General features: G+C 49.8%; 13 protein-coding genes and 1 pseudogene. 9 read left to right on the top strand and 5 right to left on the bottom strand.

What is annotated here, in order from left to right:
• Window positions 1-11: 11 nt before the first annotated feature.
• Together HII30_RS16810 and HII30_RS16815 are read left to right on the top strand one after the other, a co-directional pair.
• Window positions 12-2,039, top strand: coding sequence for a methyl-accepting chemotaxis protein (locus HII30_RS16810; RefSeq protein WP_211184647.1), 2,028 nt, complete (start codon window positions 12-14; stop codon window positions 2,037-2,039).
• Window positions 2,040-2,152: 113 nt separating this feature from the next.
• The gene (locus HII30_RS16815) at window positions 2,153-2,620 is read left to right on the top strand and encodes a hypothetical protein (protein WP_169506216.1); all 468 of its coding nucleotides are present in this window, start codon (window positions 2,153-2,155) and stop codon (window positions 2,618-2,620) included.
• An 85-nt stretch (window positions 2,621-2,705) separates the two neighbouring features.
• Here HII30_RS16815 and HII30_RS16820 read toward each other — a convergent pair whose 3' ends face one another.
• Window positions 2,706-4,841 carry an alpha-amylase family glycosyl hydrolase gene (locus HII30_RS16820; RefSeq protein WP_169506259.1) on the bottom strand — a complete coding sequence of 712 codons (2,136 nt, stop codon included), beginning with the start codon at window positions 4,839-4,841 and terminating at the stop codon, window positions 2,706-2,708.
• A gap of 642 nt (window positions 4,842-5,483) precedes the next feature.
• On the opposite strand from HII30_RS16820, the gene HII30_RS16825 reads away from it, so the two are divergent.
• Both HII30_RS16825 and HII30_RS16830 read left to right on the top strand, forming a co-directional pair.
• Window positions 5,484-6,428 carry a ring-cleaving dioxygenase gene (locus HII30_RS16825; RefSeq protein ID WP_169506217.1) on the top strand — a complete coding sequence of 315 codons (945 nt, stop codon included), beginning with the start codon at window positions 5,484-5,486 and terminating at the stop codon, window positions 6,426-6,428.
• 1 nt (window position 6,429) lies between these two features.
• Entirely contained in the window at window positions 6,430-7,047 is a 618-nt protein-coding gene (locus tag HII30_RS16830) for an alpha/beta hydrolase (RefSeq protein WP_169506218.1), read from the top strand.
• 333 nt (window positions 7,048-7,380) lie between these two features.
• Here the strand turns inward: HII30_RS16830 and HII30_RS16835 are convergent.
• A pseudogene (locus HII30_RS16835) lies at window positions 7,381-7,742 on the bottom strand (DUF3231 family protein).
• Window positions 7,743-7,908: 166 nt separating this feature from the next.
• Here HII30_RS16835 and ilvA point away from each other — a divergent pair.
• The gene (ilvA, locus tag HII30_RS16840; RefSeq protein ID WP_169506219.1) at window positions 7,909-9,177 is read left to right on the top strand and encodes a threonine ammonia-lyase IlvA; all 1,269 of its coding nucleotides are present in this window, start codon (window positions 7,909-7,911) and stop codon (window positions 9,175-9,177) included.
• Window positions 9,178-9,259: 82 nt separating this feature from the next.
• Here the strand turns inward: ilvA and HII30_RS16845 are convergent, their stop codons facing one another.
• Complete coding sequence (locus tag HII30_RS16845; protein ID WP_169506220.1) at window positions 9,260-9,922, bottom strand: DUF1129 family protein; 663 nt, start codon at window positions 9,920-9,922, stop codon at window positions 9,260-9,262.
• Window positions 9,919-10,263: a PadR family transcriptional regulator gene (locus HII30_RS16850; protein WP_169506221.1), complete on the bottom strand. Its 345-nt coding sequence runs from the start codon at window positions 10,261-10,263 to the stop codon at window positions 9,919-9,921. The genes HII30_RS16845 and HII30_RS16850 overlap by 4 nt, the downstream gene beginning before the upstream one ends.
• 223 nt (window positions 10,264-10,486) lie before the next feature.
• Here HII30_RS16850 and HII30_RS16855 point away from each other — a divergent pair, with 223 nt between their 5' ends.
• Window positions 10,487-10,714, top strand: coding sequence for a hypothetical protein (locus tag HII30_RS16855; protein WP_169506222.1), 228 nt, complete (start codon window positions 10,487-10,489; stop codon window positions 10,712-10,714).
• A 141-nt stretch (window positions 10,715-10,855) separates the two neighbouring features.
• On the top strand, window positions 10,856-11,683 hold the full coding sequence (locus HII30_RS16860; RefSeq protein WP_169506223.1) for an alpha/beta hydrolase: 828 nt from the start codon (window positions 10,856-10,858) through the stop codon (window positions 11,681-11,683).
• Between the two features lie 86 nt (window positions 11,684-11,769).
• On the opposite strand, the gene HII30_RS16865 is transcribed toward HII30_RS16860, so the two are convergent.
• Window positions 11,770-12,306, bottom strand: coding sequence for a DoxX family protein (locus HII30_RS16865; RefSeq protein WP_169506224.1), 537 nt, complete (start codon window positions 12,304-12,306; stop codon window positions 11,770-11,772).
• A 253-nt stretch (window positions 12,307-12,559) separates the two neighbouring features.
• Here HII30_RS16865 and HII30_RS16870 point away from each other — a divergent pair, with 253 nt between their 5' ends.
• Both HII30_RS16870 and HII30_RS16875 read left to right on the top strand, forming a co-directional pair.
• Window positions 12,560-13,678, top strand: coding sequence for a DUF3048 domain-containing protein (locus HII30_RS16870; protein ID WP_343045122.1), 1,119 nt, complete (start codon window positions 12,560-12,562; stop codon window positions 13,676-13,678).
• Between the two features lie 143 nt (window positions 13,679-13,821).
• Entirely contained in the window at window positions 13,822-14,436 is a 615-nt protein-coding gene (locus HII30_RS16875) for a DUF47 domain-containing protein (protein WP_169506225.1), read from the top strand.
• Window positions 14,437-14,438 lie beyond the last annotated feature (2 nt).

Consider the following 14,438-nt stretch of genomic DNA (forward strand, 5'->3'; position numbering starts at 1 on the left):
ATAACGTGGATATGAAGCGCTTACAATTTAAGTCGGTTGGAATGAAGCTGTTTGTGGTTTTTTTTGCAGCCATTGTATTGTTGTCTTCAGTATTGGGGTGGATTTCCTATTCTGTTTCCAGAGACACGGTACTGGAGCAGGTATCGGAGGCTACGTTGGGACAGGTCGCTCAGGCTGGGGACAAGATTGACTTCTTGTTCGCACAATATGAAGGGTTGTCGAAGCAGCTGGCGGTAGATACGTTACTTCGTGAGGATCTCGTTACGGTCAGTAATCCTGGTGTAGGCATCGTGGAGAAGACAGCTTCTGAGACGCGAATCCGCGAACGGTTGAATGGCATTGTCAATATGGATAATAAGCTGCAGGGTGTGCGTCTTGTAGCCCTGAATCTCGGAACCTCGAACTCGTACAGCTCGGTTGGAGCATCAGGTACCACGTCATCGGAAGCGATTAAGACAAAAATAGATCAGGTTGTGAAGGCCAATGGGCAGACCGTCTGGTTCCCATCCGAGGCCAAAGGTTTCATGGGAAATGAAACAAAGGCGACAATCAGTATGGGACGTTTGCTGAAGAACCTGAATTTCCCACAGGCGACCTATGTATTAGTCATGGATGTGAAGGAACGCGCTATTGGTGACATGCTGGGTAATGTCCAAATTGGTCAGAACGGCAAGCTTCGGGTACTGACAGCGGAAAACCGGATTGTTTACGATCCGGATGTGAATAACCTGATGCAGACTTCTGAAATCGTTGTGCCTGCAAATAGCGGAGATCAGGGAACATTTTATACCGAGCAGGATCAAATGGTCGTGTATCAGCAGATGAAGACCGCACCTTGGCTTCTGGCCGGATATGCGCCTTCCGGGGACTTTTTGCAGGCAACGGACAAGCTGTGGATGGTAACACTGATTGTTGTTGGAGCTGCTATTCTCATCGCCGTGCTGATTGGCTTGTATATGATGAGGGATATCGGCAAACCGCTGAACGACATTTGTCTGTTAATGGAAGAAGGAGAGCAGGGCAATCTGCAGGTAAGGACAAGCTTTCATCGGCAGGACGAAATCGGCAGGCTGGGGAAAAGCTTTAACCGCATGATGGAGCAGATATCAAACCTCGCGGATCAGACCCGGTTGTCTGCTCAACAGGTGCTGCTAACAGCGGGAGAGCTTGCTGAAGTGTCCCGGAGTACCTCCCAGTCTGCCGGGGAAATCGCTGCTGCGATGGAACAGATTTCGCAGGGTGCCGGAAGCTTGGCGGTTCAGGCAGAGCAAGAGAATCATCTGGCTGATCATATCGGAACTCAAATGAGCAGGGTGACAGAGTCCAATACCATTATGCAGGGAGCCGCAGATGATGTGCTTGAGGTTGCCGGTGTGGGCAGCGGGCATATGACCCGATTGGTAGAGAAAACGGAACAGATTAATCGTGTGAACCGTAAAATCGTTCATGATGCCGAGCAGCTCAAGGAAAAAACGTCTTCTATTCATAAAATATTGGAACTCATGAACGAGATCACGAAACAAACCAATATCCTGTCGATGAATGCGACGATTGAAGCAGCCAGAGCGGGCGCGGCAGGAAAAGGATTTATGGTTGTGGCTGATGAGATCCGGGAGCTGGCCGTGCGTTCCAAGCAATCTATTGGAACGGTAGCTGCCATTACAATGGAGATACATCAGGAGGTTCAGCATGCGGTGGATGCTCTGAAAAATTCCTCTCCGATGTTTGATGAGCAGCTGCATTCCGTCCAGGAGGCTCAAGAGGTGTTCGGAAATGTGCGGCAGCAGATGGACGGATTTCTTTCAGAAATACAGGATTCCACGACATCGATACAGGGACTTCTGGACTCTCAGAAGCTGTTGACGGATTCCATCACATCCGGTGCATCCATTGTGCAAGAAACGAATGCCGCCACGGAGGAGGTTGCTTCCATGTCCGCCGAGCAGCATCGGGTAAGCGAGAGACTCGTGTCATTGTCCGGCACGCTGGAAAAACTGTCAAAACAGCTGGAAGAGTCACTGGTGCGTTTTCGGACATAGGGAATTCAACCAAATATAAATATTAAAGTTGAAATTATAAAAAACCTGTTTTTTTTACTATAACTATGTTAGTATCCATATTATTACATGGTACAAAAAGGGAGATGATTCGCATGGATAAAAGATTTGGTTTTTTGTTCATTATCGCTGTAGTTATTGTTGCTTCATCCTTTTTTTATTTCAACACAACAAGTCAAGCTTCGCCACCAGATGAAAAAGAGGTTAAAGAGATTTTTGAGAAATACTTCGATGCGATTGAGAAAGGAGATGTTGACACTGCTATTGGTCTTGTTATCGATACGAGGTATCAAGATATAGGAAGCCAACGAGCTGGATATCAAACAGCAGTTAAAGAAGATGTAATTTACAGCATTGAAATCGATTCCATTGATCAAGGTGACTCGAGCTTTATGAGCAATGCCGTTAACAAGAGGCTTGCTGAGGAATATGAAGACAGATATTTTGTCGATTTGGCTGTAGAGAATAAGACAAATGGAGAGTTTAAAATTACAATGCCAATCGTCAAGAATCAGGGAGAATGGAAAATTTTAATTTTACCGACGGAAATTCCAGCTGCTTAAATACAATTGACCCTCTCACAAGAGTGAAGATCTGTGAGAGGGTCTTCTTATTTTGTGGATCAAATTAAGTTGTTTTGTTTAATGCTTACGGCTGCCAGTTCACATTAACTGTAGCTGTTCCGGAGGCTGGAGCTGTGAAGGTACGGTTGCTGCCGCCTTCCCACGTGGTTGTGGAACCGCTCTTTTTCAGGAATTTGTAGTTAATGGTTGCTCCGGCTGGAACACTGACATCATAGTACCAGGTTGGATACTGCGTGATAACCTGGTTGTACATTGGACCGATGGCCTTGGCAGGATCCCAATTGCCCAGTTCGCTGACACTGCCAGCCAGGTATACATTTTGGCCGAGGGAGGTCGTGGCACCATTCACGATAAAGCGTACGGTGACCTGCTCTCCTGTAAGAACTTCAAAATTATCGTAAATATTGCTTTGCGTTCCGCCCGCATTGGCTACCTTGACATTGTACTTGCCTGGGGTAACGGCAGGGATATTTACTTTAATCTGGCTGTCTTCCCAAGCTGTAATGTTCGTTCCTGTAACTGCTGTCGTTCCGAAATATACAGTGCCTTTGGTCGTACCGAAGCCGCGTCCATCGATTGTAACGGTTGTTCCGGCTTTCGCCATCATTGGGCCTACATGGCCAATGACTGGTGTAGTTTGAGCATTCGTTTTCTCCCATACTGCTACAGCGCCTGCACCAAGGGTAAAGGTGTTCACAGCACCGTTACTGCCAGCAGTGATCGAGCTGCCGCCCAGTGTGCCGCCGAGAACATCGGTGTAAGTTCCAGCAGGCAGGGACGTATTCAAACCGCTGATGGAAGCCGAAGTGCTCAGGTTGCGGTTAATGGCAACAACAGCTGTGCTTGATCCGAACTTACGTTCATAGATGATGACATCATTATTGATCCAGCGCTCCTGTGTTGAACCATATGCGATGGCCGGATTGGATTTACGCAATGGAGCTAATTTTTTAACTACGTTATAAGCAGTGGTCGATGTGGAGAACGAAGAGATGCGAGCACGGTTAGCAGGATCGTTTCCGCCAGCCATATACTGCTCGGTTCCATAATAGATGGCTGGTACGCCGCGGGAGGTCAGCGTAAAGGCAAGTGCTTGCTCCAGTTTGCGGTTGATGCCGGTGTGGAATCGTTCCATATCATGGTTATCGATGAAGGTAACCTGGTCATCAACTTGAGCGTAATCCACTGCGGTACCGTTCAGCATAGCATTCAGGCCGTACATATTATCTGTGCCGTCACGGAATACCTGGCGGGTCTTCTGAGCAAAGCGGAAATCCAGGAGGCTCATGCCGATTTCGTTTGCGAATTTATGATTTTCCGCGCTTACTTCATTTGCACCCAGAAACCATTCCCCGAAAGTGAAGACTGGCTTGTAGTTGTTAATCGTGGCCATGAAGCTCTTCTGCCAGCCGAACGGCATATGCTTAACAGCGTCCACCCGGATGCCGTCGATGCCGAGGTCGAGCCACATTTTCACGGCGTCTTTCAAATACTTGTCTACAGTGCTGTTGTTATGGTTCAGGTCCGCGAGATCATAGAGGTTTTTATAAATGCCATTTTCCGTGGAGGAGAAGTCGGTGCCTCCGTTATGATGGAACAGGTTTTGCGTATCGTTCGTGTAGCCGCCGAGCAGGGTGCCGTTATTATACAGCTTGCCGTTCTCTGCAAAGGATGGGGCATCAGAGGAAGCAGGAGAGGTGTGGTTTGGTGCAAAATCAATGACAACTTTGATATTCTTGGCATGTGCAGCTGAAATCAGATTCTGAAAATCGGTGAGGGTACCGTAGGCTGGATTGGTTTTCTTGAAATCCCTTGCCCAGTATCCGTGATACGCCGTGTTGTTCACGCCGGAATAGTTAATGACACTATAAATATTCTCTACAGGCTGAGAGATCCAGATGGCGGTAATGCCCATGCCGGTCAGGTACCCATCGTTGATTTTGTTAATAATCCCCTGCCAGTCGCCGCCACAGTACAGCCTAAGATTGGTGCAGGTGCCATCAAATGCCGATCCGGTCGGGTTGTTTGCGGCATTTCCATCGGAGAAGCGATCCGTGAAGATTTGGTAAATGACGTCTGTGCTGAAGTTCTGCTTGTTGGAGACGGAGGTATCCGGTGCTGCATGGGCTGGTGTGAACAAGCCGGCGGAAAGGGAGAGGGCGAGTGCTATTGCGGCGGAAATACGGGACCATTTTTTCATCATCGTAAAATGCCTCCTTAAATATGTGGTTTTCTTATGTAGGGCCAAGATGCGGATCTCACGACTTGTTCTGTCCTGCAGGCTGGGGCTATCATCCTCCTTGCTATGAAGACCACAAAAACCCCGGCGTCTCAAGAAGAGATACCGGGGTTGTCCAATCACCTATAAGGCGCTGAAGCATGGCCCTCAAATTAATCTAGTTATTTCCAGTTGCAAGAATATTTTATGAGAAAGCGCCTTCATTTGTCAACAAAAACAATCAAAATTTTATAATAAAACTTATAATATTCTCAAAAATGTATGATTATAGATCATAAGATGGGGGAATTTGCAGATCTGGATGTCAACTGTATGTGAATTCGCCTAAAGAGAAAGGAAAGTTTTTGTGAATAGTTCCAATTTATATACTGACACTGCATGATTCCTCTGATATAATAAATTACGTTACGGGGGAACACGTACGGTATAACTTCAGAGATATAGAACTAGGAGAGGCCTGCCAGTGATGGACAGGTCTCTTTATATTTTCTGATCTGTTGCATTTTCAGAAATTCATGATATTATTAACTCATAAATATCTTAATATTAAGATAAATTCAGGGAAGAATAAGCGGTAAACGCAAAAGTCAGGAGGAGAATGATATGCCAAGAACCACAGGGATTCACCATATTACTTCTTTTGTTCAGGATCCGCAGGGTAATGTAGATTTTTACGCAGGTGTGCTGGGGCTGCGGCTTGTGAAGAAGACGATCAATTTTGATGCGCCGGATGTGTATCATTTTTATTTTGGAAATGAAGCAGGAAGTCCGGGAACGATCATGACTTTCTTTCCGCATCAAGATGCACGGCGGGGAAGTGTCGGCGGCGGTCAGGTAGGCATTAGCGTGTTCGCGGTGCCGCCAGGCAGCCTGGATTTCTGGAAAGAGCGGCTGACCGGATTTGCGATCTCCTTCGACGTAGTGCAGCGTTTTGGCGAGCAATATATCCGTTTTCATGATAACTCAGGACTGCTGCTGGAAATTACGGAACGTGAAGAAGGCACGGAGAGCAGGTGGTCGTTCGGGGGCGTGCCGGCGGATAAGGCGATTAAAGGCTTTGGCGGTGCGGTGCTGTTCAGTATGAAGCCGGACCGTACGGGTGAGATCTTGAACGGACTGCTCGGGCTGGAGCGCGTGAACGAAGAAGGCGGCTGGGTCCGTTACCAGGCAAGCGGAGATATTGGCCAGATCATCGATATGAACACCAAGGATTTGGAATGGGGCCGCGGTGGCGCGGGCACAGTCCATCATATTGCCTGGCGTGCAGCCGATAATGAGCAGCAGGAGCAGTTTCGTCAGGAGGCCGAAGCCGGCCGGCTTCAGCCAACACCGGTCGTGGACCGGCAGTACTTTAATGCCGTGTATTTCCGGGAACCAGGGGGCATATTGTTCGAGATTGCGACAGATCCGCCGGGCTTTGCCAATGATGAGCCGGCAGAACATCTGGGTGAGAAAATCATGCTCCCGTCATGGTTTGAACCGCATCGCGAGGAATTGGAACGGAATCTGACACCTGTTGAAGTACGGGTATTGAAAGGAGCGGAATGAGATGGAGCATCGTCATGTGTATCGCAAAGGCCGTTCGACAGAGGCTCCAACGCTGCTGATGCTTCACGGTACCGGCGGGAATGAGGAGGACTTGCTGCCGCTGGCGGAAATGTTCTCTCCGGAGTCAGGGGTGCTGGGCGTGCGGGGGAATGTATTGGAAAATGGGATGCCGCGCTTTTTCCGGAGACTATCGGAAGGTGTCTTTGATGAGGAGGATCTGATCCAGCGTACAGAGGATCTGAAGGCTTTCCTGGATCAGGCGGCAGAGCAGTATGGGTTTGACCGCAGCCGCGTAGTGGCTGTAGGGTATTCCAACGGCGCTAACATCGCTGCGAGCCTGCTGTTTCACTACGCCGATGCTCTGCGTGGAGCGGTGCTGCATCATCCGATGGTGCCGCGGCGCGGTATAGAGCTTCCGGACTTGTCCGGTGTGCCGGTGTTTATCTCCGCAGGCAAGCGCGATCCGCTCTGCACGCCGGAGGAGAGCGAAGAGCTGGAGTCGCTGCTGACAGAGGCGGGTGCAGACGTTAAGCTGCACTGGGAAGCCGGCGGCCACCAGCTTAGCCGCGCTGAATTAGGCGCGGCGTCGGTGTGGGTTAAAAACCAGATACTAAAATAATGAACGAAAGCCCGTCCGGGGATGAGACATCTCGGACGGGCTCTTTTTTGCAGCAGCAAATAGGGCCCAAACCCCGCTCACGCACTGAAATGTATGTGGTTTTCCACATACATAGGGCCCAAACCCCGCTCACGTGTGGAAATGTATGTGGTTTTCCACATAAATAGGGCCTAAACCCCGCTCGCGCCGTGGAATGTATGTGGTTTTCCACATACATAGGGCCCAAACCCCGCTCGTGCGTGGAAATGTATGTGGTTTTCCACATACATAGGGCCCAAATCCCGCTCGCGCCGTGGAAATGTATGTGGTCTTATACATACAGCCCCTGGTTCTCTAATCCGGTGTCTTGATTTGTAAAGGGGGCGGAATAAGCCAGCCTTTTTCCTTGTTCATGCGGAGGATATGGAGGCCAAAACGGGTTTTAGTGACATGGTACTTCGCGAACAATGCGCCGATATCTTCGCGGATGGATTGGCCCATAGCCATACTGCAGGCAGTATGGCCTGCGGCGTTATCGATGGCGAGTTTGGCAGCGATCTCGGGGTCGGAGAAGCGTGCGCCTGCTCCAGCATATTCCGCAGCAAATGCTTCAGGTCTTTGTCTCCCGCGTGGTTCAGATACGCCTGGTAACAGGAGATGATACCTTTAGCGCCCATGGAAGCTGTCCAAAGGCCATAAATTTCACCGTAATGCATCGGCTCGTCTTTCGGAAGTGCATACAGTAAGAAATGGGATTTAAAATGGGTGAATGAAAGGGTCCGAAAGCCGGCTCAAAAGTGCTACAATAGAAAACAGACAGAACATGAAGGCTCGGATCATAAAAAAATCCAGAGTGACAATCGTGAGAGTGGAGTGGAATCAATGGAAGAAACACATACAGAACCTAAAACGATCGGCATGGAAGACATCGTACGAGCGCATCATATGCTGCGGGAAGTAATTGTGCGGACACCGCTGCAGCGGGATGCTGTGCTGTCGGCCCGATATGGCTGTAATGTATATTTAAAGCGGGAGGATCTGCAGGTCGTCCGTTCTTTTAAAATTCGCGGGGCCTATAACATGATCCGGAGCTTGACCGAAGAGGAGCGTGCAGCGGGCATTGTGTGCGCGAGTGCAGGCAATCATGCACAGGGAGTCGCTTTTTCATGTAATGCTCTGAATATCCGTGGGAAAATCTACATGCCCAGCACCACCCCCAAGCAAAAAGTGAAGCAGGTCAAACGTTTTGGCGGGAGCAGTGTAGAAGTGATACTGATCGGAGATACGTTCGATGACGCTTATGACGAAGCGATCAAGGTGTGTCATGAGCAGGGCATGTCCTTTATCCATCCTTTTGATGAAGCGCGGATTGTGGCAGGCAACGGAACGATCGGCATGGAGATCATGGAGGAGCTGGATGTGCCGGCCGATTATATGTTTGTGACCATTGGCGGCGGAGGTTTGGCGGCAGGGGTTGCAACCTACGTCAAAACCGTCAGCCCGCTGACCAAGCTGATCGGTGTCGAGCCGCTGGGTGCGGCATCTATGAGTGAGGCCAAGGACCAAGGGGGCGTCGTGACCCTGGACGAAATCGATAAGTTCGTGGACGGAGCAGCCGTCAAACGTGTCGGTCATCTGACTTACGATATTTGCAGCCAGCATTTAGATGACATCGTCATGGTTCCGGAAGGTAAAGCATGTACGACGATCCTGAGTCTCTATAACGAAAATGCAATCGTGGCGGAGCCTGCGGGTGCGCTGCCTGTGGCAGCCCTCGACCTGTATGGCGAGCAAATCCGGGGCAAAAATGTCGTTTGCATCATCAGCGGCGGCAACAATGATATTGACCGGATGCAGGAGATCAAGGAGCGCTCACTGATCTACGAAGGCCTGAAGCATTACTTTATGATTAACTTCCCGCAGCGGGCGGGTGCACTGCGTGAATTCCTTGAGGATGTGCTCGGTCCGGACGATGACATTGCCCGGTTTGAATATACGAAGAAGCATAACAAAGAAGAAGGCCCGGCGCTGGTGGGCATCGAGCTGCTGCATCCGGAGGATTACGCACCGTTGATCGAGCGCATGAACCGCAAGGGGCTGGAATATACCGAGCTGAACAAAAATATGAATCTGTTTAACCTGCTGATCTAAAGCCATAACAAAACCCTGCTTCTCGTATGAGGGCGGCACTTGTGCCGATTCTCTTCGAAACAGAAGCAGGGTTTTCGTCATTTCAGGCACGCATAAAGAACAGCTTCGTGCCGGCCAAGCCGATTGCGAACAGCGCCAGGCTTACCCATGGCGATACGCTCAGCACGGGCAGCATAGGACTGAGCAGGATGCCTCCGCCTACGATGGCTGCCAAAACAATAAGATATACTGCCATGCTGCCAAAGTTTAGACTGCGCTTGTTCTTATCTTTGGTAAAGGTAGTTCTTTTCATCCAGCTCATGACCAGATGAATGAGAACAAAAGAGCCGCCGGCAATCAGCAGGAGGGTAGACAAGCGGACCTGAGACATTTTTTCCACATCGCCGCCAAACCAGATGGCCAGCAGTCCAGCCAGAGCCTGCGGCAGAAAAAACCAGGTCAGGGCAACCCACGGAATCATCAGGCTGAGCTTCAGGGTGCTCATTGTATCCGGTTTGGGAAGGTTTTCTACCAGATCCGCACAATAAGCCTTGGGATCCGTGCCAAATACGTCTTCAGCGGTTCTGCCCTGCTCCTGTGCCTCGAGAATATGCTGTGCCATTTCCAGCAGGAGCTCCTCGCCTTGCGTCTCATCGATTTTGCTAAAACGTATGTAGACGACCATATCCTCGTAATAGTTCAGGTTGTCAGGGGTCATTTGCGCCTGCAGCCGGTTGTTCTCGGCAATCATTTTTTTAACATTCATGATGTGGTTCCTCCCTGTGAAGATAAAATGTGATCAACACTGCTTCTAAGTGTCTCCCAATGCTCATGAAACTGGGCCAGCGCAGCTCTGCCTTTGTCTGTCAGCGTATAATATTTGCGCGGCGGGCCGCCTGTTCCGCCATCAGACCGCATCGTTCCCGAGATGAGCTGATCTTTCTGCATACGCAGCAGGAGCGGATAGATGCTGCCTTCACTGACAAAGGTCAGTCCGCTAGCCGCAAGCAGTGTGCTGAGCTCGTAACCGTAAACCTCTCGGTCTTTCATCAGGGATAAAATACAGCCTTCCAGTATTCCCTTCAGCATCTGGCTTTGTGTGGTCATAGTAAAAGATGACTTCCTCCTTCATCCAACAGCTGATCGCCTGGACCCCTAGTATATTGCTTAACCAATGTCTTGTAATACAAGTTAGTATAAACTCATCTATATTGTAATGCAAGGCATTGAGAGCAATTTGTGAATAATAGCCGCAGCACGCATAAATTTCATCGGCCTTTTTCACACTAGTAAGAACCCTAAAGGCCAATATGGAAAGGAACGATGAGACATGTTTGATGATGAGTTCAACGTACAAAACCCGGAACGTCAGCTCAAGGGAGCAGATGGGAAGGAAGCAAAACGCACAGATGCCCAGTCCGAAATGATGAGCGATCCAGCAGATACGACGACAGCAGCGGCGAGCATGTGGGACCATGAATCCGGCGATGAGGAATGGATGAACAACTGGAGCGGACGCGTAGAGACACACAGCATGTTCCGCCGAAGCTACGAATAAAGGCGTGCTGCGCGTGCGTTCAGACATCCTGAAGCCTTCGCGTTGACAACTTTTATAGAGGATGCTAAGATATTTTTAATTAATTCATATTAAACTTATCGGAATTATCCATATATAGGAGAGTCAATGGGAGGAATGGACATGGAACGGCAGATCACGATTCGTCATGGGCAGCAGGAGTTAACAGCCAGTATACATTATCCGGCACAAGAAAAGGAAGCTCGTGAGGGCTGCCGGCGGGTGCCGCTGGCTGTCATTTGCCATGGCTTCGTCGGCAGCCGTATCGGTGTTGACCGATTGTTTGTAAAGACAGCGAGAGAGCTGGCAGGAGACGGGTACATGGTCATTCGTTTCGACTATATCGGCTGCGGGGAAAGCACAGGAAACTACGGTGCGGAAGGACTGGAATCCATGATCGCCCAGACGCGGGCCGTTCTGGACTATGGCATGAGCATTACCGATGTAGATCCCTCTCGTGTGACCTTGATCGGACACAGTCTTGGAGGAGCCGTAGCCCTCCAAACCGGAGTGCGCGACCGCCGGGTGAAGAACTTGGTGCTTTGGTCAGCCGTCGGGTATCCGTTTAGTGATATTGTCAAAATTACAGGTCGAAAGGTATACGACGAATCCGTAAAAAGCGGCGCAGCAGATTACCTGGGCTATGACTTTACCCCGGCATTCTTCGAATCCCTGGCGGCAGGACAGCCGTTTCAGGAAGCTCCAAAGTTCAGCGGTGATGTGCTGGTCGTTCATGGAACCTCGGATGAAGTCATACCGGTCGATTATGCGTTCTTGTATCAAAAGGTGTTTTGGACCCGTCCGGAGGGGCGCTGTGATAAAGAAATCATTTTTCAAGCGGATCACACCTATTCAGCAGGAGAACCGCGTGCACAGCTGCTGAACCGGACCCGGGAATGGCTGAAAGAACTGGAACAGGTCCAGCGTGACTGGCAGCACTGGAGTATATAGACAGCGGTAAACGAGAGAAAAGACATATCGGTGCCGGGATGATCTCCCTGACACCGACATGTCTTTTTTATATGAACCTTATTTCATTACACAGCCCGCTTCTTGAAGAACGGGATGCCGCCGCCCCGAGGGGTATGCTGTCCGCCGTCTCTGCGGAACAGGCCGCGGAGGTAAGGGAGCAGGAAGCGGTCAAAGCCGATCTTGCCGGCATTAGCCGCAGCGACGATGATGAGGACTTCCATCAGAAGCAGCTGAACATTGGTGCTCACGGTACCCGATAAGAGGAAGGCGGCATTCATGACCAGACCCATCAGTGCAGCGAAGGTGGTGAAGGTACCGAGGATGAGTCCAAGACCGACTAGGAACTCACCGTACGGGATCAAGACGTTGAAGAACTTCACACCCGGCAGTGCCGCACCTTCGAGAAATGCCGCCCACCAGCCCTGTACCGCCGGATGATCGCCAGCCGCTTTACCGATCGCGCCCTGAAGGAATCCCTGAGCATCAAAGCCGCCCGTCATTTTGTGCCAGCCTGCGGTCAGCCATTGATACCCGACATAGATCCGGATAACGGTCAGCAGCCACATTGCAATTTTATTCTCTCTCAGCCATTGGTTAAACATAAAAACCACTCCTTTAATGTTTTGTTGTTTTAGTTGGAAGATGATCATCTCTTTCATGTCTTTATTATACGTGAAATAATTCACTTAATGTGTGATTAAAATCACAAATTTATGGCGAAATGTTGAACATGATTCAGGGACAAACCCGAGTTTTTGTGATTAAATGTAAATAATAGTCGGACGTCGGATGAATGAAGAAAAGTGAACATATACGGCCATATGGGAGTGGTCCGTCATACAGGGGGAATTGACCATGATGAATCGTAAAAAGGCCGCTCTGCGGTCAGCGCTGCTGTCTTTGGCAGCGGCTATGCTGCTGAGTGCATGCAGCGGAGATAAAGCAGCTGAAGCGCCAGCAGTGACGGAGCCAGTCCCGGCACCGCCGCCTGCGGTGGAAGAGCCGGTGGAAGCACCGCCTGAGGAGGAGAAGGAAGTTACCGCAGCTGAAGCGGCCCCGCTGACCGGACTGGCGGTGGAAGAGGCCTCAAAGAGACGGCCGCTCGCCGTCATGATCAACAACGCGCCGGCTGCAAGGCCGCAATCCGGTCTCAGTAAGGCGGATATTGTCTATGAAGTACTTGCTGAAGGGGGCATTACACGTCTGATCGCCATCTATCAGAGCCAGACAGGAATCGAGACTATCGGTCCGGTACGGAGCATTCGACCATATCTGATCAATATCGGGGAGAGCTTTGGCGGTGTTCTGGTTCATGCAGGCGGCAGTCCGGAAGCCTACTCCATCATCAAGAATCAATCGAAGCAGGATCTCGACGAAATCGGCAGCGCAGGGTCGTATTTCTGGCGGTCCAGGGATCGCAAAGCACCGCATAACCTCTATACAAGTGAAGAAAATCTGCGACAAGCTGTCGCGAAGCATAATTATCCGCAGGAAATAGACATACCGGCATTCACCTTTGTGGAAGATAATAAGGCCGACCGGGATGCAGAGCTCATCGATATCGATATCGAGCCAGCCACCCGCGTTGACATCCACTTTTTGCTCAAAAGCTATTCTGTGGGCTACACCTACGATGATTCAAGCCAAACGTACAAAAGATCCATTAACAACCAGCCGCATATCGATCTGAATGATCGTTCCGTGCTGGAAGCTGCGAATGTGGTAGTGCTGGGGGCGGATCACCGGGTGCTGGACGATGTAGGCCGCCTGTCGATTGATTTGCAGCGGGGCGGGGAAGCCATGCTGTTTCAGCGCGGTCAGGTGATCCGAGGCGAGTGGATCCACAAATCCGGCGATGTGATCCGATTTGTGAAGGACGGGAAAGAGGTGCCATTTTATCCCGGAACTACCTATTTTAATGTCGTCCCTAATTCTCCGCCGTTCGAGAGTCATATTACGATCAGCAATCCTTAATTCCGCTAAGTCGGCATATGTAAAAATGGATGTGTCAGAGTGATACTTTTATGTACACATGGTTATATAGATGTGATAAGATATTCAAGGTTGTTTTCTGTTTTTTCGACATAAAAAGCAATTATCCGTAAAGGGGCTAGAATATGAGAGCGAAGAAAAAGGATATATTTTTTCAAAACCTGGAGAACATGGCCGACACCGTTGTACAAGCTGCTGATTATTTTTCACAGCATGTCACAGACCTGAAGGATGTTCCGGGATTTGCCGATCAAATGAAAAAGTATGAGTCCCAATGCGATACCTATACCCATACCATTATCACCGAGCTCAACAAGACGTTTATTACGCCGATTGAACGCGACGATATTATGGATCTGGCAACGACGCTGGATGATGTGATCGACGGACTGGAGGCTACGGCCTCCCGCTTCTATATGTACAATCTGGGTCAGCCGGACGAATACATGATTCAATTTGCTGAAATTTTGCGCCAGTCCTCTTACGAGATTCAAAAGGCGATTCACCTGCTGTCCCAGAAAAAGCTTCTGGCGATCCGGGAATATACGATTCGTCTGAATGACCTGGAGAACCAGGGTGACGAGCTGCTTCGCATCTGTGTCAAGGAACTGTTCGCAAACGTAACGGATCCGATTGAACTGATCAAGCGCAAAGAAATTTACGAACGTCTCGAGACCACTACGGACAACTGCGAAGACGTGGCAAACAAGCTAGAATCTATTATTATGCGTAATTCGTAAGG

It is taken from the genome of Paenibacillus lemnae (assembly GCF_012933385.1).
In the GTDB taxonomy this organism is placed as follows: Bacteria; Bacillota; Bacilli; order Paenibacillales; family Paenibacillaceae; genus Paenibacillus_AQ; species Paenibacillus_AQ lemnae.